Source organism: Billgrantia zhangzhouensis (assembly GCF_021404465.1).
In the GTDB taxonomy this organism is placed as follows: domain Bacteria; phylum Pseudomonadota; class Gammaproteobacteria; order Pseudomonadales; family Halomonadaceae; genus Halomonas; species Halomonas zhangzhouensis.
Genome location: NZ_JABFTT010000004.1, coordinates 201,789 through 224,597 on the forward strand (window position 1 = coordinate 201,789; position 22,809 = coordinate 224,597).

Annotated in this window: 21 protein-coding genes, 1 tRNA gene and 1 pseudogene; 7 read left to right on the forward strand and 16 right to left on the reverse strand. The window is 65.0% G+C overall.

What is annotated here, in order from left to right:
• Positions 1-143: 143 nt before the first annotated feature.
• The 6 genes and pseudogenes from HOP51_RS06425 to bioB form a co-directional block, all read right to left on the reverse strand.
• Positions 144-228: transfer RNA gene (locus HOP51_RS06425), tRNA-Leu, on the reverse strand.
• Positions 229-272: 44 nt separating this feature from the next.
• Positions 273-974, reverse strand: coding sequence for a dethiobiotin synthase (gene bioD / locus HOP51_RS06430; protein WP_234273120.1), 702 nt, complete (start codon positions 972-974; stop codon positions 273-275).
• Positions 971-1,777, reverse strand: a complete 807-nt coding sequence (locus HOP51_RS06435; protein WP_234273121.1) for a methyltransferase domain-containing protein — start codon at positions 1,775-1,777, stop codon at positions 971-973. The genes bioD and HOP51_RS06435 overlap by 4 nt, the downstream gene beginning before the upstream one ends.
• Positions 1,774-2,508 (reverse strand): alpha/beta fold hydrolase, encoded by a 735-nt coding sequence (locus HOP51_RS06440; RefSeq protein WP_234273122.1) that lies wholly within the window; start codon positions 2,506-2,508, stop codon positions 1,774-1,776. The genes HOP51_RS06435 and HOP51_RS06440 overlap by 4 nt, the downstream gene beginning before the upstream one ends.
• Positions 2,505-3,640, reverse strand: a pseudogene (locus tag HOP51_RS06445) (aminotransferase class I/II-fold pyridoxal phosphate-dependent enzyme). Before HOP51_RS06445 ends, HOP51_RS06440 begins: the two are co-directional and overlap by 4 nt.
• A gap of 5 nt (positions 3,641-3,645) precedes the next feature.
• Entirely contained in the window at positions 3,646-4,749 is a 1,104-nt protein-coding gene (gene bioB, locus HOP51_RS06450; protein WP_234273123.1) for a biotin synthase BioB, read from the reverse strand.
• 187 nt (positions 4,750-4,936) lie between these two features.
• On the opposite strand from bioB, the gene HOP51_RS06455 reads away from it, so the two are divergent.
• A complete protein-coding gene (locus HOP51_RS06455; RefSeq protein WP_234273124.1) occupies positions 4,937-5,722 on the forward strand; it encodes a ComF family protein in 786 nt (261 codons plus the stop codon).
• A 54-nt stretch (positions 5,723-5,776) separates the two neighbouring features.
• The gene (locus HOP51_RS06460; protein WP_234273125.1) at positions 5,777-6,763 is read left to right on the forward strand and encodes a serine/threonine protein kinase; all 987 of its coding nucleotides are present in this window, start codon (positions 5,777-5,779) and stop codon (positions 6,761-6,763) included.
• Positions 6,764-6,799: 36 nt separating this feature from the next.
• Here HOP51_RS06460 and HOP51_RS06465 read toward each other — a convergent pair whose 3' ends face one another.
• Entirely contained in the window at positions 6,800-7,363 is a 564-nt protein-coding gene (locus HOP51_RS06465; RefSeq protein ID WP_234273126.1) for a hypothetical protein, read from the reverse strand.
• Between the two features lie 277 nt (positions 7,364-7,640).
• On the opposite strand from HOP51_RS06465, the gene folE reads away from it, so the two are divergent.
• From folE to HOP51_RS06485, 4 genes are all read left to right on the forward strand, one after another.
• A complete protein-coding gene (folE, locus tag HOP51_RS06470; RefSeq protein WP_234273127.1) occupies positions 7,641-8,198 on the forward strand; it encodes a GTP cyclohydrolase I FolE in 558 nt (185 codons plus the stop codon).
• Positions 8,199-8,258: 60 nt separating this feature from the next.
• On the forward strand, positions 8,259-8,669 hold the full coding sequence (gene folX, locus HOP51_RS06475) for a dihydroneopterin triphosphate 2'-epimerase (protein ID WP_234273128.1): 411 nt from the start codon (positions 8,259-8,261) through the stop codon (positions 8,667-8,669).
• An 85-nt stretch (positions 8,670-8,754) separates the two neighbouring features.
• A complete protein-coding gene (locus HOP51_RS06480; RefSeq protein WP_159552998.1) occupies positions 8,755-9,072 on the forward strand; it encodes a DUF4190 domain-containing protein in 318 nt (105 codons plus the stop codon).
• Between the two features lie 65 nt (positions 9,073-9,137).
• Entirely contained in the window at positions 9,138-10,595 is a 1,458-nt protein-coding gene (locus tag HOP51_RS06485; protein ID WP_234273129.1) for an NAD-dependent succinate-semialdehyde dehydrogenase, read from the forward strand.
• A gap of 115 nt (positions 10,596-10,710) precedes the next feature.
• On the opposite strand, the gene purH is transcribed toward HOP51_RS06485, so the two are convergent.
• The 8 genes from purH to ppa all read right to left on the reverse strand — a co-directional run bounded on the left by purH (position 10,711) and on the right by ppa (position 19,465).
• The gene (gene purH, locus HOP51_RS06490) at positions 10,711-12,291 is read right to left on the reverse strand and encodes a bifunctional phosphoribosylaminoimidazolecarboxamide formyltransferase/IMP cyclohydrolase (RefSeq protein ID WP_234273130.1); all 1,581 of its coding nucleotides are present in this window, start codon (positions 12,289-12,291) and stop codon (positions 10,711-10,713) included.
• Between the two features lie 72 nt (positions 12,292-12,363).
• Positions 12,364-12,702 carry a DNA-binding transcriptional regulator Fis gene (fis, locus tag HOP51_RS06495; protein WP_234273131.1) on the reverse strand — a complete coding sequence of 113 codons (339 nt, stop codon included), beginning with the start codon at positions 12,700-12,702 and terminating at the stop codon, positions 12,364-12,366.
• Complete coding sequence (dusB, locus tag HOP51_RS06500) at positions 12,699-13,742, reverse strand: tRNA dihydrouridine synthase DusB (protein WP_234273132.1); 1,044 nt, start codon at positions 13,740-13,742, stop codon at positions 12,699-12,701. The genes fis and dusB overlap by 4 nt, the downstream gene beginning before the upstream one ends.
• Before the next feature lie 86 nt (positions 13,743-13,828).
• Positions 13,829-14,743 (reverse strand): 50S ribosomal protein L11 methyltransferase, encoded by a 915-nt coding sequence (prmA, locus tag HOP51_RS06505; RefSeq protein ID WP_234273133.1) that lies wholly within the window; start codon positions 14,741-14,743, stop codon positions 13,829-13,831.
• A 78-nt stretch (positions 14,744-14,821) separates the two neighbouring features.
• Positions 14,822-16,162, reverse strand: a complete 1,341-nt coding sequence (gene accC, locus HOP51_RS06510) for an acetyl-CoA carboxylase biotin carboxylase subunit (RefSeq protein ID WP_234273134.1) — start codon at positions 16,160-16,162, stop codon at positions 14,822-14,824.
• A gap of 27 nt (positions 16,163-16,189) precedes the next feature.
• Positions 16,190-16,651: an acetyl-CoA carboxylase biotin carboxyl carrier protein gene (gene accB / locus HOP51_RS06515; protein ID WP_234273135.1), complete on the reverse strand. Its 462-nt coding sequence runs from the start codon at positions 16,649-16,651 to the stop codon at positions 16,190-16,192.
• Positions 16,652-16,861: 210 nt separating this feature from the next.
• Positions 16,862-18,703, reverse strand: a complete 1,842-nt coding sequence (gene dsbD / locus HOP51_RS06520) for a protein-disulfide reductase DsbD (protein ID WP_234273136.1) — start codon at positions 18,701-18,703, stop codon at positions 16,862-16,864.
• A gap of 231 nt (positions 18,704-18,934) precedes the next feature.
• Positions 18,935-19,465, reverse strand: a complete 531-nt coding sequence (gene ppa / locus HOP51_RS06525; protein WP_159552985.1) for an inorganic diphosphatase — start codon at positions 19,463-19,465, stop codon at positions 18,935-18,937.
• A gap of 331 nt (positions 19,466-19,796) precedes the next feature.
• Here ppa and HOP51_RS06530 point away from each other — a divergent pair, with 331 nt between their 5' ends.
• Positions 19,797-21,452, forward strand: a complete 1,656-nt coding sequence (locus tag HOP51_RS06530; RefSeq protein ID WP_407061783.1) for a protein kinase domain-containing protein — start codon at positions 19,797-19,799, stop codon at positions 21,450-21,452.
• A 64-nt stretch (positions 21,453-21,516) separates the two neighbouring features.
• On the opposite strand, the gene HOP51_RS06535 is transcribed toward HOP51_RS06530, so the two are convergent.
• The gene (locus HOP51_RS06535) at positions 21,517-22,776 is read right to left on the reverse strand and encodes a 6-phosphofructokinase (protein WP_234273138.1); all 1,260 of its coding nucleotides are present in this window, start codon (positions 22,774-22,776) and stop codon (positions 21,517-21,519) included.
• Between the last annotated feature and the right edge of the window lie 33 nt (positions 22,777-22,809).

Below are 22,809 nucleotides of genomic sequence, written 5' to 3' on the forward strand. Positions count from 1 at the left end.
GGGAAATTCCGTCTTGTGCGTGCGAAGGGTGCACGCAGGCACGGCGGCAGCGCGATGTTGTCGCAGACAGGAACGCGGGAAACCGTGGCGAAGGTATGAACTTTGGCGAAGACGTCACGAAGCTCGACAGGCGTGAGCCGTGATGGTGCGGATGGGGAGACTTGAACTCCCACGCCCGAAGGCACCAGAACCTAAATCTGGCGTGTCTACCAATTCCACCACATCCGCAGGGCTGGGCAGGCGTCCACATTGTACGGACCCTCGGTCGCAAGTCAATCGCCTTTGGGTAGCTCAAGATGAGCCACGGCGGCTTCCGGGCGTCTGGCCGGCGCCACTCGGCTCAGGCGTGGCACCACGCCGAGGCATGGCGCATCAAGGGTATGCTGCAGGGTGGCCAGGTTGTCGGCATAGAGCGAGGCGTCGTGGGCGAAGTCGGCAGCCAGCAGGTTGCCGACCCAGCCGGCCAGCTTAGCCCCATCCGCGCGTATGGCCTCGGCCGTCAGGCGGGCATGGTTGAGGCAGCCGAGCCTGAGACCGACCACGAGGATCACCGGCAGGTCGAGATGAGTGGCCAGTCCAGAGAGATCCTCGCTATCGTTGAGCGGTACGCGCCAGCCTCCGGCACCCTCCACCAGGACGAGGTCACGCGCCTCTTCCAGCAACGGAGCGACCTGTTCGCCAAGCTGGGCGAGGCTGATGTTCGTTCCCGCCTGACGAGTCGCCAGGTGCGGAGCGATGGCCGGCTCGAAGGCAAAGGGGTTGATCGTCTCATAGGCCGGTGTCGGCACGCTGCGCGCCATCAGGGCGAGGGCGTCGTCGTTGCGCAGGCCGGCATCGGTACGCCGGCACCCCGAGGCGATGGGTTTGAGCCCCAGGGTGCTCAGGCCGCGCGAGCGAGCCAGTGCCAATAGTCCAGCGGTCACCAGGGTCTTGCCGGCATCGGTATCGGTACCGGTGACGAAATAATGCGTCATGCTTCTGCTTCCTTGTCGAGAACGAGGGTCAGGCGCCGATAGCTGACCGGCAGTCCCGCTGGCTCGCGCAGTGCTTCGAAGCATCGCTGGGCCCGGGCCAGGTCGGAACGGGTCAGGCGCGTGGCGGGGCGTGGAGTCTGGGCACCGATCCCCTTGATCGAATCCATGACCGCCGCCAGGCCGGGATAGAAGAAGCGCTCGGTGACCTCGTGGCAGCGAACGTGGACGAAACCGGCCTGGCGTGCGCAGGCCAGGTGCCGTTCCCGCGAGCGAAAGTCGAGCAGTGCCTGGGGCGATGCCCAGGCTTGGGCGACCTCGGCCAGTGTGCCGGGCCCCAGGGTATTGATCACCGCACGACCGCCGGGACGCAACACCCGGTGTAGCTCCGTCATCACGCCAACGAGATCTGGGCACCACTGGATGGCCAGGTTGGAGAACACCAGATCCAACTGGCCGTCGGCCAGAGGCAGGGCGGCAGCATCCGCGCACAGCCAGTCGACATTGGCGGCTGGCTCGCGGCGGGCGGCCTCGAGCATCCCTGGGGCCAGATCGAGACCGACCACGCGGCAGTCCGAGCCGAACCGTGCTGCCAAACGCCGGCTCCAGTGGCCGGGGCCGCAGCCCAGATCGAGCACGCGGCTCGCCCGAGGAGGGAGCAGGGGCCAGAGTGACTCGCCCATCTGCTGCTGCGCCTTGGCCAGGCGGGTGTAGCGTTCCGAGGAGCGCGAGAAGGCGCGAGCCACTTGCCGGCGCCAAGCGCTGGCTTCGCAGGGGGCGGTGGCGTATTGCAGAGCCGGCGTCATATGACGACCTCGCCGTCGTCCGGTAGCGGAGCGACATCGCGCAACAGCATGATGAGATGGCTTGCCAGGGCGTCCGGACGCGTCAACATTGGGCAGTGGCCGTTGTCGGCGAGGAGCCGGTCGGCTTCCCGTCGAGCCGTCTTGCCTATCAGCCTGTCCCGTTCGCCGAAGAGGCGGCGGACCGGGCAGGGGGGAGCCCCGAGCTGCCTGGAGAGATCGAGCTGCGCCAGTTGGTCGAGGCCCAGGGCCAGCGTATCGTTCGACGCGCTGGGGTGTCGGCCCAACAGGTCGAGCAGGCGGCGAAGCGCCAGGCGTGGAGACGGTTCCCCCTGCAACTGCCAGCGCAGGAAATGCCGCCAGGTGGCTTGAGGGTCGCGCTCGAAGGCGCGGCGAAAGGTAGCCAGCTCAGCTGGCGTTACGCCGTCTTCGCTGCAGAAGCGATATCCGGTTCCCACCAGTATCAGGGCACGAGGTGCCGGAAGGTGCTCCAGCAGTGCGCCGGCGAGCAGGCCGCCGAGCGACCAGCCGACCCAGACGGCATCGCTCGGCAGTTCATGGCGCATTGCGCTTGCCAGCTCGGGCAGGGTTGTCGGTGCCGCTTCGCCGGCGCGGTTGCCATAGCCCGGCCAGTCGGGAGTGTTCACCTCGATGCCCGGCGGCCAGTAAGGTGCTAGCGGCTGCCAGACCCTGGCATCGATCCCCCAACCGGAGAGCAATACGAGCTTGGTCACCCCGCTTCCTCCCTCTGTAGGCGTGAGAGACTCTCCAGCAGCCGGTCCAATGCCTCCCGACCGTGCTTGGCGCAAAGGGTTATGCGTAGCCGGGCCTCGCCGCGTGGCACGGTAGGTGGGCGAATGGCGCCGACCGCCAGGCCTGCATCATGCAGCTCGACGGCCCAGCGCATGACCCGCCCGGTCTCGGCCAGCATGAGCGGCTGGATGGGCGTGAACGAATCGGCCAGCGGTAGCCCGAGCAAGGCCGCCTCATGGCGGAAGTAGCCGATGGCGTCACGCAGGTGTTCGCGACGCTCCGGCTCGCTGGCCAGTATGTCGAGCGCTGCGAGAGTGGCGGCGGCGACGCCGGGCGGCTGGGCGGTGGTGTAGACGTAGGGGCGGGCGAACTGGATCAGATGCTCGATCAGCGCCTCGCTGCCGGCAACGAAAGCGCCTCCGGTACCCAGTGCCTTGCCCAGGGTTCCCACCAGTATCGGGACGCGCTCGACGTCATGGGCATGGCCAACGCAGCCATCGCCGTGAGCGCCGAGTACCCCCAGGCCATGGGCATCGTCGATCATCAGCCAGGCGTCGTGCCGGGCGCTGAGGTCCGCCAGTGCGCCGACATTGGCGACGTCGCCGTCCATGCTGAACACACCATCGCTGACCACGAGCTTGGCTGCCTTGGCCGGTGTCCGGGCGAGCAGGCGCTCGAGATCGTCGTGGTCACGATGATGAAAGCGCCGCGAGCGGGCTCCCGACAGCTTGGCGCCGTCGAGCAGCGAGGCGTGGTTGAGACGGTCCTGAAAGACGTGTGTGGCATCGTCGCACAGGGCTTGCAGCGTCCCAAGGTTGGCCATGTAGCCGGTGGAGAAGAGCAGCGCGCGGGGGCGTCCGACGAGTTCGGCCAGGCGCCGCTCGAGGGCGTCATGCACTTCCAGGTGTCCGCTGCCCCGGTACCGAAGCGGCGCGCCCCTTCCGCCTGGGCCTCGGCCAGTCGAGGGTCATTGGCCAGGCCGAGGTAGTCGTTGCCGGCGAAGTCGATCCGTTCGCCGCCGTGCGTGCGTCGTTCGCGCCACAGGCCTTGGCCACGGCGCTCGGTCGCGGCCTCGGCGAGGCGCTGGGGCCACGCGGTCGAAAGCGTCGACATCGGCATCAGGCCTGGGTCGCGTCGTAGGCCAGTGCCGCGCTGCGGGTCTGCTGCGACGGGTGCGTCACGGCACGCTCGAGAGCAGCCTGCTGCGCATCGTCGTCATGACAGGTATCGCGCCGCTCGGGATGCAGACCGAGCTTGGCGAACAGGGCCTTGTCGCGAGCGGCCTGGGGGTTGCCGGTAGTCAACAGCTTGTCGCCGTAGAAGATGGAGTTGGCCCCGGCGAGGAAGGCCAGCGCCTGGGTCGACTCGTTCATCTGCTCGCGACCCGCGGAGAGGCGTACGTGGCTGGCCGGCATCAATATGCGTGCCACGGCGATGGCGCGTATGAATTCGATGGGGTCGAGATCTTCCACATCCTCCAGTGGCGTGCCGGGTACCTTGACCAGCATGTTGATCGGTACCGACTCGGGGTGCGGGTCGAGACGGGCGAGTTGCTGCAGCAGGGCGGCGCGATCACGGGGCGCTTCGCCCATGCCGAGGATGCCGCCCGAGCAGACCTTCATGCCCGCCTCGCGAACGTTGGCCAGGGTTTCCAGGCGATCGGCGTAGGTGCGGGTGGTGATGATCTCGCCATAGTATTCCGGCGAGGTGTCGAGGTTGTGGTTGTAATAATCGAGGCCGGCCTCGGCCAGGCGGCTTGCCTGGTCTACACCCACCATGCCCAGCGTCATGCAAGTCTCGAGACCCAATGCCTTGACCCGGCGGACCATCTCCATCACCACGGTCAGGTCTTTCTCGCGCGGGCTGCGCCAGGCAGCACCCATGCAGAAGCGACTGGCCCCGGCCTCCTGAGCGGCCTTGGCCTGGGCGACCACCTTCTCGATCTCGAGCAGTTTCTCCTTGTCCAGCCCGGTCGTGTAGTGGCCCGACTGGGGACAGTACTTGCAGTCTTCCGGGCAGGCGCCGGTCTTGATCGACAGCAGCGTGGAAACCTGCACGGCATTGGCATCGAAGTGGGCTCTGTGTACCTGCTGGGCTCGGAACAGCAAATCGTTGAAGGGTAGCGCGAACAGCGCCTCGATTTCGGCCAGCGACCAGTCGTGACGAATCGGCGCTTGATGGAATGCTGGGGCGTTCGGGCCAGCCTGCGAGGCATCGGTCATGGTAGGTTCGTCTCGGTCAACTTGAAGATATTCCTGGGTTGACTGTGAGCCTACGTGAAATCGCCTTTCTGTCAACCAGGAAATTCTGAAAGGTTGACTGTGGTGTGAGCGGCCATAGCGACCATAACGGGTAGAATGATGGTTACACCCCTGAAGTTATGAAGCGTAAGTTGTGAGGCACCGTTACATGGAACAGAGGCGGGCACGCCCCAAGGGGCAGCATGACATGCTTGGGCGCATACGATCAGGTGGTTGGTTACGCTCGCTCTGGCATGGCCTCGACGCCACGCTGCGCCAGGCGCTGCCAGGGCGTTGTGGCTTCTGCCTGGCGCCGGGCGAGCGGGATCGTCCCTGGTGTGCGCCCTGCTTCGAGGCGCTGCCGTGGAACCTTCCGGCCTGTCCCAGCTGCGCCGAACCGCAGCCGTCGGGGGCGCTGGCGGGCAAGCGCTGCGGCCACTGTTTGACCCAGCCGCCGCTGTTCATTCGTTCGCGAGTGCCGCTGCGCTACGAGGACGAAGTGGCCAGGTTGATGCAGCGCTTCAAGTTTCATGCCTCGCCGCGTGCCGGCAACGTACTGCTCGAGCTGTTCGAGTTCGGCCTGTCGCCTGAGGCTCTGGCCTGGCCCGAGGTGCTGATACCGGTGCCGTTGCATCCCAGGCGGGCCCGGGAGCGGGGCTTCGATCAGGCCGACTGGCTGGCCCGACGCCTGGCAACGCGTCACGGCCTGGTGTTGGCGCGTGCGCAGCGGCGCCAGCATACCCGCTCGCAGCGCGGTCTTGATCGTGCCGAGCGTTACCATAACCTGCGCGGGGGCTTCGTGGTCAAGGGAACACTGCCGTCCCGCGTGGCGCTGCTCGACGATGTCATGACCACCGGGGCTACGCTGGATGCCCTGGCGCAAGCCTGCCTGGCAGCCGGCGCCCGTGAGGTTGAGGCCTGGGCTGTGGCGCGTACGCCGCTGGCGGACGGGTGATCCCCACGGCTGGGTTTGACTGTTACCATGGCATATCCACAGTCGATTTAGAGCATGCAGAGCGTGACACATCCTTTCGCCACCCTTTCCCCTGCCCGTGTCGTGGCGGCCATCGAGTCGCTCGGCTTCTGGTTACCCGGGGAGCCGTTCGCGCTGAACAGCTACGAGAACCGCGTCTTCCTGCTGTATGACGATGAAGGACAGCGCTGGGTGGCCAAGTTCTATCGACCTGAGCGTTGGAGTGACGAGCAGATCCAGGAGGAGCACGCCTTCCTCGCTGAGTTGCGCGGGGAGGGCGTGGCCGTGGCGGCGCCCTGGCGCGACGAGGCCGGGCGTAGCCTGCATCACGTGGAGGGGTTTCGGCTAGCGCTGTTTCCCCACTTGCTGGGGCAGGCGCCGGAGCTGGAGAACCCCGCTCACCTGTTCGCCCTGGGCGAGCTGATTGGTGCCGTGCATGCGGTAGGGGAGCGTGGCGAGTTTCGGCATCGCGTCAGGCTCGACCTGGATGGCATGGTGCGAGAGGCGCAGGCACGCGTGCTGGCTGCGCCCTGGCTGGAACGGCGCCAGCGCCAGGCTTATGAACGCATCTCGGATGCGCTGCACGATGAACTCGCGGCATACGCCTGGTCACCCAGGCAGACGATCCGGACCCAGGGAGATTGCCATATCGGCAACCTGCTGGGGCGTGACGACAACTTCGCCCTGGTGGATTTCGATGACTGCCTGATGGCGCCTGCCGTGCAGGATGTGTGGATGTTCCTCACCGCCGAGCACGAAGCCGAGTGGCAGATGCAGCTGTCGGAAGTGTTGGAGGGCTACGAGCAGCATCGGGAGTTCGATCGTCGCGAACTGGGCTTGGTCGAGCCCCTGCGTACATTGCGTCTCATGCGCCACAGCGCCTGGCTGGTGTCGCGCTGGGACGATCCGGCCTTTCCCTTGGCGTTTCCCTGGGTGACCGACACCGGCTACTGGGACCGGCACCTCCGGGAGCTGGAACAGCAGCGCATGGTGCTGGGCCAGGGGCCGCGCTGGCTGGCCTGAGCCGGGCGCCCGCAGAGGCGCCCGGCGAAGGAGGGCTCAGTCTGTATCGGGGTCGGGGCGCTCGGCCGGGATTGGGTTGGCGACGCCAGCCCCTTCGGCCTGGCGGCGTTGCTCGTTGATGCGGGCGGAGGGGTTGTCCTGCTCTTCGATCTCCAGCCGGCTGGCCAGTCGGAGCTGGAACAGGTGGTCGCTGGGCAGTACACAGCGATCGGTATCGCACACGGCCAGCCCGTAGCTGCCATCCGCTTCATAGGCGGCTGCGGAGATCTCGCCGCTGTAGATGTCGCTCTCGCTGCCGTTGGTCTCGATGCAGGTCAAGGCCTTGGTGGTGAGGCGCATACGGTCGCCTTCCTGGCGGGCATCGCCGACGACGACACAGTACTCAGGAAGCTCATGGGTGGCCTCGGCAAGCCCAATGGCGGGGCGCAGCAGGATGTCGTCGAGGCGCCCATCGACGCCTTCCACCACGACATCATCGATCACCTGGGCGCCGATGACGGCGTCACTGGGAAGGGCAAGGGTGTCGGCCGAGGCGTGCAGGGGCAGGAGAAGAAGGGCCAGTCCGCTGGCTGTTAGTATGGCGTCCGGAATCTTGATCATATCAGGCTCTCGAGAGGACCAGGCTGCGCATGATCGGCAGTCATCAATGGCCAACATTTTACCATAGCCATCTGGGCGACACAGTGGCACGAATGTCGCAGCTAATTGCGACAGATTGCGACACAGCGCCTGCGATGAACTTACCGTTACGGTAGAATGACGACCAGGAAAGTAAGAAGTTGTACAGACTGAACATTATGTATACTTTTTGTATGGAAGAAAAGCGATGGCCAGGCCATCACGAGACCAACGGCAACATCAGTCGCGGGGCCTGATCATGAACGAAGAGCTTGCCAACCATTATCGACAGATCATTCTCGAGCTGGGGGAGGACCCGAGCCGGGAGGGGTTGCGCGATACACCGAAGCGGGCCGCCAAAGCGATGCAGTTTCTCACTCGTGGCTATTCCCAAACCCTCGAGGAGATCATCAACGGCGCCGTGTTCGAGAGCGAGACCGACGAGATGGTGCTGGTCAAGGATATCGAACTCTACTCGATGTGCGAGCATCATCTATTGCCCTTCATTGGCAAGTGTCACATCGCCTACCTGCCCAACGGCAAGGTGCTGGGACTCTCCAAGTTTGCCCGCATCGTCGACATGTATGCTCGCCGCATGCAGATCCAGGAGAGCCTGACGCGACAGATCGCGGAGGCGGTGCTGCAGGTGACTGGAGCCCGCGGCGTCGCAGTGGTGATCGAGGCGCGCCATTTGTGCATGATGATGCGCGGCGTCGAGAAGCAGAACTCCAGCATGACCTCCTCGGTGATGTTGGGTACCTTTCGCGATAACCAGCCGACACGCCAAGAATTTCTCACCCTGGTCAGCGGCCGCTGACCAGGGGGCGTACCATCCAGTCCCCCTGCGACTGACGTTTCTCACCTTGGAGCCAACGCGATGCCGCTGCATGCCCTGGACGACCAGCATCTCGATCACGACCTGGCCACGATTCGCATCAAGAATCTGCGCCTGCGTACCTTCATCGGTATCAAGGAGGATGAGATCAACAACCGCCAGGACGTGGTCATCAATGCCGTGTTCCGCTATCGGGCCGACAAGGCGGTGGAGTTCAACCACATCGAACAGGCGCTCAACTACCGTACGATCACCAAGGAACTGATCGAGCTGGTAGAGGGCAATCGCTTTCTGCTTCTCGAGCGTATGACACGAGAGGTTCTCGACCTGATCATGTCGCACGAGCAGGTACTGATGGCACAGGTCGAGATCGACAAGCCGCACGCGCTGCGCTTCGCCGATTCGGTCTCCATTACTCTCTCGGCCAGTCGTGAGCCGCGTCGCAACCGCTGAGCCTTCTGTGCCCGGGGTTGGTGACAACGGCGCTTTGCGCTTAGCATGAGGGGCTACTGCTGAATCGACAGAGAGAGACGATTCGTTGGAACGCAACAGCTCCTCACAGGATTCGCCGCGGCGACGCCATGCCCCCTGGGCCATGACCGCCATCGTCACCGCACTCATTGCCCTGCTGTTCCAGGGTAGCCTGCCGCCGCTGAACATCGCCGCCGCCATCTTCGCCGTGATGGGGCTGCGCCAGATTCGACGCCAGCCCGAGCGCTACATTGGCCGGGCCCTGTGCTGGATCGCCATCGCACTGGTCCTGATTCTTGCCATACTGAACGCGATGCTTCAGCCGCCGGTACCGGGCGACGCTCCCGTCACCGTTCCCGAGCCGGGTGCCGTACAGGAACAGTGAGCAGATCAGGGCTCGGCAAGATTCACTACTTGGATACAGGCCCCGCTGAGGCCAGGAGAGATAACATGGAAGCCCTCAAGGAAACGCAGCTCTATTGTCCGTTCGCCTATATCGACGGTAGTTGGGTGGCCGCCGACAGCGGTGAGCAGATCGACGTGATCAATCCGGCGACCGGCGAGACCTTCGGTACCGTGCCACGCCTGGGGCGTGCCGAGACCGAGCGCGCCATCGCCGCGGCCGACGCTGCCCTCGTTGGCTGGCGTGCGCTGACTGCCCAGGAGCGCGCCGACATCCTGATGAAGTGGCACGACCTGATGTTCGAGCACCAGGACGACCTGGCGATGATCATGACCCACGAACAGGGCAAGCCGCTCAAGGAAGCGGCCGGAGAGATCGCCTATGCAGCCAGCTTCATCCGCTGGTTCGCCGAAGAGGCTCGGCGCATCTACGGCGAGACCATTCCCGCCGCCAAGCCCAATCAGCGCATCGTGGTCACCAAGCAGCCGGTGGGTGTGGTCGGTGCCATCACACCGTGGAACTTCCCGGCGGCCATGATCACGCGCAAGGCCGGCGCGGCATTGGCGGCGGGTTGTACCATCGTGATCAAGCCGGCCAGCCAGACACCGTTCTCGGCTACGGCGCTGGCACTGTTGGCCGAGCGCGCCGGCGTGCCGCGCGGCGTGTTCAACGTGGTACCCGGTCGTGCCGGTGAAATCGCTGCGGCACTCACTGAGTCGCCGCTGGTGCGCAAGATCACCTTTACCGGCTCCACCGAGGTGGGGCGCGAGCTGATGTCGCGTGCCTCGCAGCATATCCAGAAGATTTCGCTGGAGCTTGGCGGCAACGCCCCGTTCATCGTATTCGAAGATGCCGATCTCGATGCCGCGGTGGAGGGTGCCATGGCGGCCAAGTTCCGCAATGCCGGCCAGACCTGTATCTGCACCAACCGCTTCCTGGTGCAGTCGAGCGTGATCAACGCCTTCTGCGAGAAGCTGGCCGTGGCGATGAACAGCGAGCTTAAAGTGGGTGACGGCACCGAGCCGGACATTAACATCGGCCCGCTGATCGACGGCAACGCGGTGAACAAGGTCAGTGAGCACGTGCACGATGCCGTCGACAAGGGGGCCGAGCTGTTGCTGGGCGGCCATCCTCATCCGCTGGGTGGCAACTTCTTCACCCCGACGCTGATCAGTTTCGCCAATGGCGACATGAAGGTAGCCCAGGAGGAAACCTTCGGGCCGCTGGCGGCGGTGTTCCCCTTCGAGGACGAAGAGGACGCCGTGCAGATGGCCAACGACACCCAGTACGGCCTCGCCTCCTACTTCTACTCCCGCGACCTGGGCCGGGTGTGGCGCGTCGCCGACGCGCTGGAGTACGGCATGGTGGGCATCAACACCGGGCTGATCTCCAACACCGCGGCACCGTTTGGCGGCGTCAAGGCCTCGGGGCTTGGTCGCGAAGGCGGCCACCAGGGCATCGAGGAGTTCCTGGAGACCAAGTACCTCTGCATCGACCTGGGCTGAACGCCATAAGTCATAAGCCGTAAGACGCGAAAACCCCATCGGTCATGACCGATGGGGTTTACTTATTCGAGTGGCTTGAGAAAACGGCTGGCCGAGATCCAGCGTTTTCCTCACCTTAGTGCCTGAAGTGGCGCATGCCGGTAAACACCATGGCAATGCCCGCCTCGTTGGCGGCGTCGATTACTTCCTGGTCGCGCATGGAGCCGCCGGGCTGGATCACGGCGGTGATGCCGGCTGCCGCCGCGGCGTCGATGCCGTCACGGAAGGGGAAGAAGGCGTCCGAGGCCATCACCGAGCCAGGTACGGAAAGACCTTCGTCGGCGGCCTTGATGCCGGCGATCTTGGCCGAGTAGACGCGGCTCATCTGGCCGGCGCCGACGCCGACGGTCTGACCGTCCTTGGCGTAGACGATGGCATTGGACTTGACGTACTTGGCCACCTTCCAGGCGAAGGCCAGGTCGCGCATCTCCTGCTCGCTGGGTACGCGCTCGGTGACCACGGTCAGCTCGTCGCGACCGACCATGCCGAGATCGCGATCCTGTACCAGCAGGCCGCCGGTGACGCGCTTGAAGTCGTGGGCGTGCTCGCGCTCGCCGGGCCAGTTGTCGCCGACATCGAGCAGGCGCACGTTCTGCTTCTCGGCAACGATGGTGGCAGCCGCTTCCTCGACCCCGGGGGCGATGATCACCTCGACGAACTGGCGGTCGATGATGGCGCGGGCGGTGTCGGCATCCAGGGCCCGGTTGAAGGCAATGATGCCGCCAAAGGCGCTGGTGGGGTCGGTGGCGAACGCCTTGTCGTAGGCCTCGCGCAGGGTTGCGCCAACGGCGACGCCGCAGGGGTTGGCGTGCTTGACGATCACACAGGCGATGTCGGTGAAGCTCTTGACGCACTCGAAGGCGGCGTCGGTGTCGGCCACGTTGTTGAACGACAGCTCCTTGCCCTGCAGCTGGCGGGCAGTGGCGATGCTGGCTTCGCTGGCGTCGGCCTCGACATAGAACGCCGCACTCTGGTGCGGGTTCTCACCGTAGCGCATGGCCTGCTTCTTGATGAACTGCACGTTGTAGGTGCGTGGGAAGCCGTCCTCGCCACCGGGAACCCGCTGGCCCAGGTAGTCGGCGATGGCGGCGTCGTAACCGGCGGTGTGCTCGAAGGCCTTGACCGCCAGGTCGAAGCGCGTGGCATCGCTTACCGCGCCGCCGTGCGAGGCGATCTCCTCAAGTACGCGGTCATAGTCGGCGGCATCCACCACGATGGTGGTGTGAGCGTGGTTCTTGGCGCAGGCGCGCACCATGGTCGGGCCGCCGATGTCGATGTTTTCGATGGCGTCTTCCAGAGTGCAGCCCGGCTTGGCCACGGTCTGGGCGAAGGGATAGAGGTTGACCACTACCATGTCGATGGGAGCGATGTCGTGCTCGGCCATCACCGCATCGTCCTGGCCACGGCGGCCGAGGATACCCCCGTGGATCTTCGGGTGCAGCGTCTTGACGCGACCGTCCATGATCTCGGGGAAGCCGGTATGCTCGGACACCTCGGTAACGGCGATGCCGTTCTCCTGCAGCAGGCGGAAGGTGCCGCCCGTCGAAAGTAGCTCGACACCGCGTTCGCTCAGGCCGCGGGCGAAGTCGACGATGCTGGTCTTGTCGGAGACGCTGATCAGCGCACGGCGTACCGGGGTGGGGGAGGCTTGGGCCATGGTGGGGTGCAACTCTCTGTCGGAAGTGGAAATAAGGGGCCGGGCCGTTCAGCGGGGCGTTGCCCGGCGGTTTCAGATGAGGTCGTGCTGCTTGAGCTTCTTGCGCAGCGTACCGCGATTGAGGCCGAGCATCTCGGCGGCGCGGGTCTGGTTGCCCTGGGTATGTTCGAGCACGCTGGCCAGCAGTGGCGCTTCGACCTCAGCCATGACCATGGCGTAGAGGTCGGTGGCGGTACCGCCGTCGAGATGGTCGAAATAGCGTCGCATGGCGGCGTCCACGGCTTCGCGCAGCGGCTGCTCCGCCAATGTGGCCGATGCGAGAGAGTGGCTGTCCAGGTCCGTCAGGTCGGCGCAGGGGCCATCCTCCAGGTCAGGTAGATTGGCGTTGGGGTCAAAAGCTTCACGATTCATGCGGCACTGATTCCATTCGTTGCCCGGTAGAGGTCGGCATCGCTCGCCGGGCGAAAGAGGTCGTCGATGAAGTCAAACTGCTCGTCAGGGTGTTCCAGGGCGTTGAAGGCTGCCCTCAGGGCGCGCTGCCGGCCGGCATCGAAACGGCAGTCGGATGCCAGGTACCAGCCGAGATGCTTGCGCGCGATGCGCACGCCCATGTAATCACCGTAAAACTCATGCAGGGCGACCAGGTGTCCCCGTAGCACGCTGGCTCGCTCATGCAGGTCGGGAGGTGGGCAGCGGTGCCCATGGCGCAGGTAATGGTCGACCTCACGGAAGATCCAGGGGTTGCCCTGGGCGCCGCGACCGATCATCACCGCATCCGCACCAGTATAGTCCAGAACCCGGGCCGCCTTGCGTGGAGAGTCGATGTCGCCGTTGGCAAAGACCGGGATGCGTACGGCCTGCTTGATGGCGGCGATGGTGTCGTACTCGGCCTCACCCTGATAGCGCTGCTGACGGTGGCGACCGTGGACCGCCAAGGCCTGGATCCCGGCGGATTCTGCCAGGCGCGCCACACGCACGCCGTTATTGCTTTCGGCGCACCAGCCGGTACGGATCTTCAGCGTCACCGGGACATTGACTGCCGCCACCACGGCTTCGAGGATCTCGGCGACCAGCGCCTCATCCCGCAGCAGCGCCGATCCGGCGGCCTTGTTGCACACCTTCTTGGCCGGACATCCCATGTTGATGTCGATGATTTCGGCGCCCTGGTCGGCGTTGAGGCGTGCCGCCTCGGCCAGCATGGCGGCGTCACCGCCGGCGATCTGCACCGCGCGGGGCCCCGGCTCGCCGCGGTGATCCATGCGCTGGCGCGACTTGCGGGTATGCCACAGCGCCGGGTCCGAGGTGACCATCTCGCCCACTACCAGGCCTGCCCCCAGACGGCGGCAGAGCTGGCGGAACGGACGGTCGGTCACGCCTGCCATGGGGGCCAGGATGACCCGATTGGGGAGGCGATGGCGGCCGATCTGGGGCAGAGGGCGACTATCGGGCATGGATCAGATTGGATCAGGAAACTTGGGGCTGCATATCATACGCCCCCGGAGGGGCAGGGTGAAGGCGCTTCGAAGGTCGGCGGCGCTCATGCCGGCCGGCGTCCGCTGAGCCGAACCCAGCCTTCGCGCAGCTGCGGCTCGTCCATGCTCAAGCCCTGGTCGCGATAGGCATCGAGCACTTCCTCGGCCTGGCCTTCGAGAATACCCGATAGCGCCAGCCGTCCCCCTGGGGCCACATGGCCGGCAATCGTCGGCGCCAGCTCCACCAAAGGGCCGGCCAGGATATTGGCGATCACCAGGGGAAAGCGGTGTCCTGCGGCGAGTTGCTCGGGATAACAAAGCGTCAGCTCATGCTCCGCAACGTCGTTGCGTATGGCATTGTCGCGGCTGGCCTGCAGCGCCTGCGGGTCGATGTCGGTGCCGGTGGCCATTGCCGCTCCCAGCTTGAGCGCGGCGATGGCGAGAATGCCGGAGCCGCAGCCCACGTCCAGCACCTCGAGGCCATCCAGCTCGCTAGCGACTGCCAGCCCATCGAGCCACTCGAGGCACAGCGCCGTGGTGGGGTGGGTGCCGGTACCGAAGGCCAGGCCGGGGTCCAGGTGCAGGTTGACGGCATCGAGATCGGGTGGCTCGTGCCAACTGGGCACGATCCACAGCCGCTGGCCCATGCGCAGCGGTTTGAAGTCCTCCATCCACTCGCGCTCCCAGTCGCGATCGGCGAGCAGCTCATGCTCGATGACCGGGCAGGGCTCCTCGGGCATGGTCTCGGCCCAGGCCGCGGCGAGGCGCTCCAGCATGATCTCGAGTCCTTCGAGGTCATCGTACAAGCCGGTCAGTACCGTTTCGTTCCACAGAGGCGTGGTGCCGCGCTCGGGTTCGAACACCGGGTCGTCGTGGGCGTCCTGCAGGGTAATGGCAGTGGCGCCTTCGGCCAGCAGCAGTTCCTCGAGGAGTTCAGCCTGCTCGGGGGCGATACGGGCCTTGAGTTGCAGCCAGGGCATGGCAGTCTCCGTGCGTAACGCAAGCAGGGTGGCCGTGGCCACCCTGCCGGGAGCGATGTTCGTCCCAGGACCGGGATCCTAGGAGGCGAGCTTCTTCTCCAGATAGTGAATGTTGACCCCGCCCTGCTGGAAATGGCCGTCGCGAACCAGATCCTTGTGCAGGTCGGTGTTGGTCTTGATACCTTCGACCAGCAGTTCGTCGAGGCCGTTACGCATGCGTGTCAGCGCGATCTCGCGGCTGTCCCCCCAAGTGATCAGCTTGCCGATCAGGGAATCGTAGTGGGGGGGCACGGTATAGCCGGTATAGACATGTGAATCCATGCGTACGCCTAGCCCGCCCGGCGGGTGGTAGAGCGTGACCTTGCCGGGAGAAGGCATGAAGGTGCGTGGATCCTCGGCGTTGATGCGGCACTCGAAGGCGTGGCCGTTGAGCTTGACGTCTTCCTGGCGGATCGACAGCGGCAAGCCCGAAGCGATGCGCAACTGCTCGCGCACGATATCCACGCCGGTCACCATTTCGGTGACGGGGTGTTCCACCTGGACGCGGGTGTTCATCTCGATGAAGAAGAAGCGGCCGTCCTCGTAGAGAAACTCGAACGTGCCGGCGCCGCGGTAGTCGATCTCGATGCAGGCCTGGCGGCATGCTTCGAGCACCTCAGCGCGCGCCGCCGGGTCGATGCCGGGAGCGGGGGCTTCCTCCAGTACCTTCTGGTGACGTCGCTGCAGCGAGCAGTCGCGGTCATAGAGATGGATGGCATTGCCCTGGCCGTCGGCCAGCACCTGGACCTCGACGTGGCGCGGGCGCTCGAGGAACTTCTCCATGTAGACCGTGCCGTCGCCGAAGGCCGCGTGGGCCTCGGTGCGGGTCACGTTGATCGCCGAGAGCAGGTGCCCCTCGGTGTGCACCACGCGCATGCCGCGGCCGCCACCACCGGCGGCAGCCTTGATGATTACCGGGTAGCCGATGCGCCGGGCGATGGCCATGTTCTCGCCTTCATCGTCGCCCAGCGGGCCGTCTGAGCCGGGAACGGTGGGTACGCCGGCTTTCTTCATGGCCTCGATGGCGCTGACCTTGTCGCCCATCAGGCGAATGGTCTCGGCGCGCGGCCCGATGAACACGAAGCCGGAGCGCTCCACCTGCTCGGCGAAGTTGGCATTCTCGGAGAGAAAGCCGTAGCCGGGATGGATGGCGCTGGAGTCAGTGACTTCCGCGGCGCTGATCAGTGCCGGAATGTTCAGATAGGATTGCGCCGAGGGGGCTGGGCCGATGCACACGGCCTCGTCGGCCAGGCGCACGTGCATCAGCTCACGGTCGGCCTTGGAGTGTACCGCGACGGTCTTGATGCCCAGCTCTTTGCAGGCGCGCAGGATTCGCAGGGCGATCTCGCCGCGGTTGGCGATGAGAACCTTGTCCAGCATAGGGAGTCCGCCAGTGTCGGTGAAAGATCAGGAAATGACGAGCATCGGCTGGTCGAACTCGACCGGCTCGCCGTCCTCGACCAGGATCGCCTCGATGACGCCGTCACGGTCGGCTTCGATCTGGTTCATCATCTTCATGGCTTCGACGATGCACACGGTCTCGCCCTTCTTGACGCTCTGGCCCACTTCCACGAACGGCTTGGACCCCGGCGCCGGGCTGCGGTAGAAGGTGCCAACCATCGGTGAGGTGAGGGGATGGCCCTGGTAGGCGGCGGGCGCTTCTTCAGCGGGCTCCGCGGAGGGAGCGGGCGCGGCCTGGCTCGGGGCCGAAGGCGCGGGGGCATACTGGGGCATAGGGGGCTGGGGCCAGCTCACGCCGTTGGGATGGCGGCTGATACGCACCGATTCTTCGCCTTCCTGAATCTCGATTTCGCTGATGTTGGATTCTTCCAGCAGCTCGATCAGCTTCTTGACCTTACGGATATCCATATTGAGTCTCGACCGGTGGATAAATAGCGGTGGGCCGGGGCGCTGTCAACCCAAGCCAACTTTCAATAGATCGCGGCAAGATGGCGAACATTGCCGACGCTATCGGCCTCGATAGGCGTTGTTGGCGGAGTGTGCCTAAAATCAGGGGGGATGTCCAGCCGATTGGGAACGGTGTTCGGGGCGCACCGTCAACGCGCTCGGATGGCAGGCTCAGGTGTGTTCGCGTTCGAGCCAGGCAAGCAGGTCCTGCAGATGGCTGGCGAGCTGACCGGCCCTGACTTCGCCCTGTATGCGTGCCTCGCGGATCTCGTCTTCCCCGCTGAAGAATAGCAGGCTGGGCGGACCGAAGAGGCCGAAGTGATCGAGCAGCTCGCGCGTCGTGGCGTCGGCGCGGGTCACGTCGACATTGATGCGGGCGAACTGGGAGAGCGGTTCGGCGACGAGCGGGTCAGGATAGACCTGCCGCTCCAATTGCTTGCACGAGATGCACCAGTCTGCAGTGAAGTGTACGAAGGCGGGTTGGTCCTGTGTCGGGCCAGTGCGAAGGGCGCTGCGCAGGGCCTCGAGGTCCTCCACGGTGGTAACCTGAACGCTCTCTGCGTTGCTGTTGGTGGCATGGTAGGAAGCCAGCGGACGCAGCGGGTCGCTGCCGCCCATGGCGGCGCCCAATACCAGGGCAAGGCCCCAGGCCAGCAGCATAAGGCCGGCGGCCTGGCGCACCCGAGGCCAGCCTTGGGCCAGGTTGAGCGAGAGCGCACCCAGGGCCAGGGCGCTGCCGATGGCCAGCGCCGCCCACAGCAGCAGGTTGACGGCCGGTGGCAGCAGGCGCTCGACCAGCCACACTGCCACGCCGAGCAGCAGGATGCCAAAGGCGATCTTGACACCGTTCATCCAGGCACCGCCGCGCGGCAGCGCGGTGGCACCGAAGGTGCCGACCAGCAACAGCGGCACGCCCATGCCCAGGCCAAGGGCCAGCAGGGCAGCGCCACCCATCAGGGCATCGCCGGTGGAAGAGATGAACACCAGGGCGCCGGCCAGAGGCGCCGACACGCAGGGTGAAACCACCAGTACCGACAGCGCGCCGGCGCCAGCGAGGCCCAGTGGCCCGCTACGCTGGGCGCGTGCCTGCCAGGTGTCGATGCGGCTTGTCAGGCGTGGCGGCAGGCGCATGTCGAAAGTGCCGAACATGGCCAGGGCGAAGATGGCGAAGAGCAGGGCGAAGACGATCAGCACGGGAGCGGATTGCAGATGCGCCTGCAGGTTGAGTCCCGCGCCGAACAGGCCCATCAGTACGCCGACCAAGGCATAGGTCAGCGACATGCCGCCGACGTAGCTGGCGGAGAGCGCGAAGGCACGTGGGCGGGACGGATTCTGACCGACGATGATCGAGGAGAGAATCGGTACCATCGGCAGCACGCAGGGCGTGAAAGTCAGGCCCAGTCCGGCGAGGAAGAACAGCCCCAGCGCCATCGGCAGGCTGGCTTCGCCGATCAAGCGGCTGAAGCGGCCATCTTCGCTCAGTAGCGCGGGCGGTGCGGTAGTGGGAGTGGCATCGCCCGAGCCGCCGCCATCGCGCCAGCCGGTGAAGGCGGCGGGCATGGCGCTGGCGGCGGCCTGAAGCTCGACTCGTTCGGGGGGGTAACACAGCCCGGCGTCGGCGCAGCCTTGGAAGCGCACGGTGATGTCTAGCGGCCCCTCGGCGACGCCTTGCAGCGGTGCCTCGAACACCACGCGGTCGTAGAAGACGTAGACGTCGCCAAGAAATTCATCGCTCTTGAACTCGCCTGGTGGGATGGAGGGTTCGCCGACCTGAAGCTTCTCGTTGCGGCTTTCGACGCCGAGCTGGTGACGATAGAGGTAGTAACCCTCGGCGTTCTCGAATCCGATGTAGAGCGTCTCGCCGTCATGCCAGGCGCTAGGCTGGAAGGCCTCCATGACCGGCAGGAAATCGCCCTGGCCGTTATTGGCAGAGGAGAACCACTGGGCCTGGGCGGCCAGCGGCAGCCATAGCAACAGGCAGCAGAGCAGGCGTATGAGATGGCGACGGGTCAACGCTGAGGTCCTTGTGGCAAACGAAGGCTGTCGGCAGCAGCCTGCCTCGGGTGAGGCGGCGCCCCCGGTTGACTCGCGAGCGAAGCGCCGAGTTCCCGGGGCCAATGCTACGACGATTCTAGAATACCTCAGTCGACGACAGCGTTAGAACCTTACGGCTGCGTTCTGATGTCGCATGAAAACGAACGGGCCGCCCCAAGGGGGCGGCCCGTTCGGAGAAGGCGGTCTGGCTTAGGCCTTTTCGTAGGCGGCCACGGCCTTTTCGATGGCCTTGCGGGCGGCATCGGCACCTTCCCAGGATTCCACTTTCACCCATTTTCCTTTCTCGAGATCCTTGTAATTCTCGAAGAAATGCGCGATCTGCTGGCGCAAGAGCTCGGGCAGGTCGGTGACTTCCTGTACGTCGTCGTACAGCGTGGTCAGCTTGGCGTGGGGCACGCACACCAGCTTGGCGTCCTCGCCGGCCTCGTCGGTCATGTTGAGGATGCCGACCGGGCGGGCACGGATGATGCTGCCGGCCTGGACCGGGTAGGGCGTGACCACCAGGGCGTCGAGGGGGTCGCCGTCGTCGGCCAGCGTGTGGGGGATGAAGCCGTAGTTGGCCGGGTAGAACATTGGCGTGGCCATGAAGCGATCCACCAGCAGCGCGCCCATCTCCTTGTCGATCTCGTACTTGATCGGAGCATGGTTGGCGGGAATCTCGATCGCGACGTAGACGTCATTGGGTAAGTCCTTGCCGGCAGGGATGTGGTCGAAGTTCATCGTCGCTTCCTTCGTTGGCGAAAAGTGGAGACACCGCAAAATGCGCAGAATTATACGGATCAGCCTTGGCGATTACCAATGCGACATAGGTGCGGGTTGGTTTGACCTGTGTTGGATTGAGCTCTGGTCGACAGAGCTTGGGCTTTGGTTGACAGGTTGAGGCGACAACAACCGTGTATGATGGCCGACGTCATGAGATTCGGCCAGCCATGCGGAGCGAGCGGTGATCAATGGCGATATCTTGAAGGAGCGAGTCTTGCCGTCCAATCGACTGTCCCTGAGCGTCGGGCAGGCCTTCGTGGCACCGGACCGGCGGAATCATCGCAGCTCCATGTCGGTGCGGATTCCCGACGAGGCGGGGCAGTTCGTTGCCAAGGGTGCCTGTGCGGTGATCAGCGATACCAGCTCGCGCAATGCCATTGCCAAGCAGGCCGGCGATCTCAGCGTCAGGGGCTTTGTGGCCGACTACTTTTCCACGCCGGATCACTGGGACGTCAAGACTTCAGCTACCCGCGTGCTGCGAGCGCTCAACGGCTGGTGTTACAGCCAGAGTACCTTCGTCGAGGGCGGTAGCTATGTCGCCTCGCTTTCGGCAATGGTCTATCGTGGGCGCGACGCCCACTTGTTCCACATGGGCGATACCCTGGTATTCCGCCTGCGCGGCGCCGAATTCGAGCAGCTCTCGCGGGACCATATCACCGACCTGGGCGGCTACCGCTACCCGTCGCGTGCTCTGGGGCTGGATGGCAGCATCGACATCGATTACATGCAACTGCCGCTCAAGCAGGGCGATATCTTCCTTTTCACCACCCAGGCCGTGCGCGGAACCCTAATGCCGTCCGATTACGTCGGGCTGATTCGCCAGGACGCCAGCGATCTCGATGCCGCCTGCGAGCGGCTGGCGGCGGCGGCACGGGAGCGGGCCCAGGAGCGGGGCTACGGGGCTGACCAGTTCTGCTTCCAACTGGTGCGCATTGATCAGTTGCCAGAGGCAGAGCGTGACCATCCGAGCCGCATCTACGGTGATCTACCGATCCCGCCCGAGCTTTCGCCCGGTGAGCGTATCGACGGTCTCGAGGTGCAGGAGGTGCTGTCGCGCACCGCACAGTCGCGTGTCTATCGGGTGCGCGACATCCGTACCGAGCGCGAAATGGTAATGAAGGCGCCGAGCCCCGAACTCTCCAACCGCAATGCCTATCTGGAGCACTTCCTGTTGCAGCAGTGGGTGGTGGAGCGGGTCAAGTCGCCGTTCGTGGCACGGGTGATGGAGTCGTCGCGGCCGCGCCGCTACCTCTACTACCTGATGGTATATGTGGAGGGTATGACGCTGACCGAGTGGGCGCTGCGCCATCCTCAGGCCAGCCTGGCCCAGCGCCTCGACATCGCCATGCAGTTGGGCAAGGCCATCCAGGCGCTGCATCATCGCGATGTGCTGCATCAGCGCGTGCACCCGGACAACGTACTGATCGACACTCATGGCCAGGTGGTGCTGACCGACTTCAGCGCTTGCCACATGCGCGACCTGGACGGGCATCGTCGCTCTCGTGAGCTGGCCCGCCAGACCGGCCTGTCTGAACACAGTGCGCCGGAATATGCCCTGGACGACAATGTCGGCCGGCGCAGCGACCAGTACTCGCTGGCCTCGACGATATACTGGCTGCTGACCGGTGAGCTGCCCTATGAGCTGAGTCCCGATCGGCTGCGTAGCCATACCGATCTCGAGCAGCTTGGCTATCGCAGCGCCAGGCTCTTCAATCCGGAAATCTCCCCGCAGCTCGATGACACTCTGCGTCGTGCCCTGGATCCCCAGCGCTCACTTCGCTTCCGGCGAATGTCCGAGCTGCTCTATGCGTTGCGGCAGCAGGAGGGACGGGGTAAGCCGATACGCCGCGACCCGCGCCGCTTCCTGAGCGAGCCGGCCAATTTCTGGCAGGGGGTGGCCGGTATTCTGCTGCTGCTGTTGGTGCTCTCCTGGTTGCTGCGTTGACGTCGTAGCCGAAACGACGAAGCCCTCGCCAGAGCGAGGGCTTCGTTGCGAGGCCGGCGGCTGCTCAGAGGTGGAATTCGGGCAGCTTGCGCTCGACCTTGGCCAGCTTGAGATTCGCCACCTTGGGCAGGCCGTTCTCGTAGGGCGGGTAGTCCTCACCCTGGATCAGCGGCGACAGGTAGCGGCGACAGGCCTCGGTGATGCCGAAGCCATCCTCGCGGATGAACTCGCGCGGCATGAACTTCTCACGATTGGCAACCTCGGCCAGGGGGGCGGACTCGATGCGCCATTCGTAGGGCGTGTCGCTGACACGCTTGATTGCCGGCATCATGGCATTCTTGCCGGCAATGGCTAGCTCTACCGCCTGTTGGCCCACCGCATAGGCCTGTTCGACGTCAGTGCGCGAAGCCAGGTGGCGTGCCGCCCGCTGCAGGTAGTCGGCTACCGCCCAGTGGTACTTGTAGCCGAGGTCCTGCTTGACCATGCCGGCAAGCGTGGGTGCGACGCCGCCCAACTGGCGATGGCCGAAAGCATCGGTATTGCCCGAGTCGGCGAGGAAGGTGCCGTCCTCGTAGCGGGCGCCTTCGGAGACCACGATCACGCAATAGCCGTACTTCTCCACGCACTCCTCGACACGAGCCATCACCTTGCTGCGTTCGAAGGGGACCTCGGGGAAGATCACCAGATGCGGGGGCTCGCCCTCGCCTTCGCCGGCCAGCGCGCCAGCGGCGGCGATCCAGCCGGCATGACGGCCCATCACCTCGAGCACGAACACCTTGGTCGAGGTGGCGCACATGGAGGCGATGTCGAGCGAGGCCTCCAGCGTCGAGGTGGCGATATACTTGGCTACGCTGCCGAAGCCCGGTGAGTTGTCGGTGATCGGCAGGTCGTTGTCCACGGTCTTGGGCACGTGGATGGCGGTCAGCGGGTAGCCCATCTTCTCGGAGAGCTGCGAGACCTTGAGGCAGGTATCGGCGCTGTCTCCGCCGCCGTTGTAGAAGAAATAGCGGATGTCGTGGGCCTTGAAGACCTCGATCAGGCGCTCGTATTGGGCGCGATGGCTCTCGATATCCTTGAGCTTGTAGCGGCAGGAGCCGAAGGCGCCGCCGGGGGTATGCCGCAGGGCAGCGATCGTCTCGTCCGATTCCTGGCTGACGTCGATCAGGTCCTCGGTCAGGGCGCCGATGATGCCGTTGTGTCCGGCATAGACCTTGCCGATGCGATCGGAGTGTTGACGGCAGGCTTCGATCACGCCGCAAGCGCTGGCATTGATCACGGCGGTGACACCGCCAGACTGGGCATAGAAGGCGTTATGCTGGGCCATGGGGCTGCTGGGCTCCTGGGAAAGTTCCGTTTC

Bases quoted from the DNA above. Each gene is read 5' to 3' on its own strand.
- folE (WP_234273127.1), top strand. From the start codon at position 7,641: ATGAACGAAGAGCTTGCCAACCATTATCGACAGATCATTCTCGAGCTG.
- dusB (WP_234273132.1), bottom strand. From the start codon at position 13,742: ATGCCCGATAGTCGCCCTCTGCCCCAGATCGGCCGCCATCGCCTCCCC.
- HOP51_RS06460 (WP_234273125.1), top strand. From the start codon at position 5,777: ATGCAGAGCGTGACACATCCTTTCGCCACCCTTTCCCCTGCCCGTGTC.
- fis (WP_234273131.1), bottom strand. From the start codon at position 12,702: ATGAATCGTGAAGCTTTTGACCCCAACGCCAATCTACCTGACCTGGAG.
- HOP51_RS06530 (WP_407061783.1), top strand. From the start codon at position 19,797: ATGTCGGTGCGGATTCCCGACGAGGCGGGGCAGTTCGTTGCCAAGGGT.
- HOP51_RS06455 (WP_234273124.1), top strand. From the start codon at position 4,937: ATGGAACAGAGGCGGGCACGCCCCAAGGGGCAGCATGACATGCTTGGG.
- HOP51_RS06535 (WP_234273138.1), bottom strand. From the start codon at position 22,776: ATGGCCCAGCATAACGCCTTCTATGCCCAGTCTGGCGGTGTCACCGCC.
- bioB (WP_234273123.1), bottom strand. From the start codon at position 4,749: ATGACCGATGCCTCGCAGGCTGGCCCGAACGCCCCAGCATTCCATCAA.
- ppa (WP_159552985.1), bottom strand. From the start codon at position 19,465: ATGAACTTCGACCACATCCCTGCCGGCAAGGACTTACCCAATGACGTC.
- accC (WP_234273134.1), bottom strand. From the start codon at position 16,162: ATGCTGGACAAGGTTCTCATCGCCAACCGCGGCGAGATCGCCCTGCGA.
- HOP51_RS06465 (WP_234273126.1), bottom strand. From the start codon at position 7,363: ATGATCAAGATTCCGGACGCCATACTAACAGCCAGCGGACTGGCCCTT.
- HOP51_RS06485 (WP_234273129.1), top strand. From the start codon at position 9,138: ATGGAAGCCCTCAAGGAAACGCAGCTCTATTGTCCGTTCGCCTATATC.
- bioD (WP_234273120.1), bottom strand. From the start codon at position 974: ATGACGCATTATTTCGTCACCGGTACCGATACCGATGCCGGCAAGACC.
- folX (WP_234273128.1), top strand. From the start codon at position 8,259: ATGCCGCTGCATGCCCTGGACGACCAGCATCTCGATCACGACCTGGCC.
- accB (WP_234273135.1), bottom strand. From the start codon at position 16,651: ATGGATATCCGTAAGGTCAAGAAGCTGATCGAGCTGCTGGAAGAATCC.
- purH (WP_234273130.1), bottom strand. From the start codon at position 12,291: ATGGCCCAAGCCTCCCCCACCCCGGTACGCCGTGCGCTGATCAGCGTC.
- prmA (WP_234273133.1), bottom strand. From the start codon at position 14,743: ATGCCCTGGCTGCAACTCAAGGCCCGTATCGCCCCCGAGCAGGCTGAA.
- HOP51_RS06435 (WP_234273121.1), bottom strand. From the start codon at position 1,777: ATGACGCCGGCTCTGCAATACGCCACCGCCCCCTGCGAAGCCAGCGCT.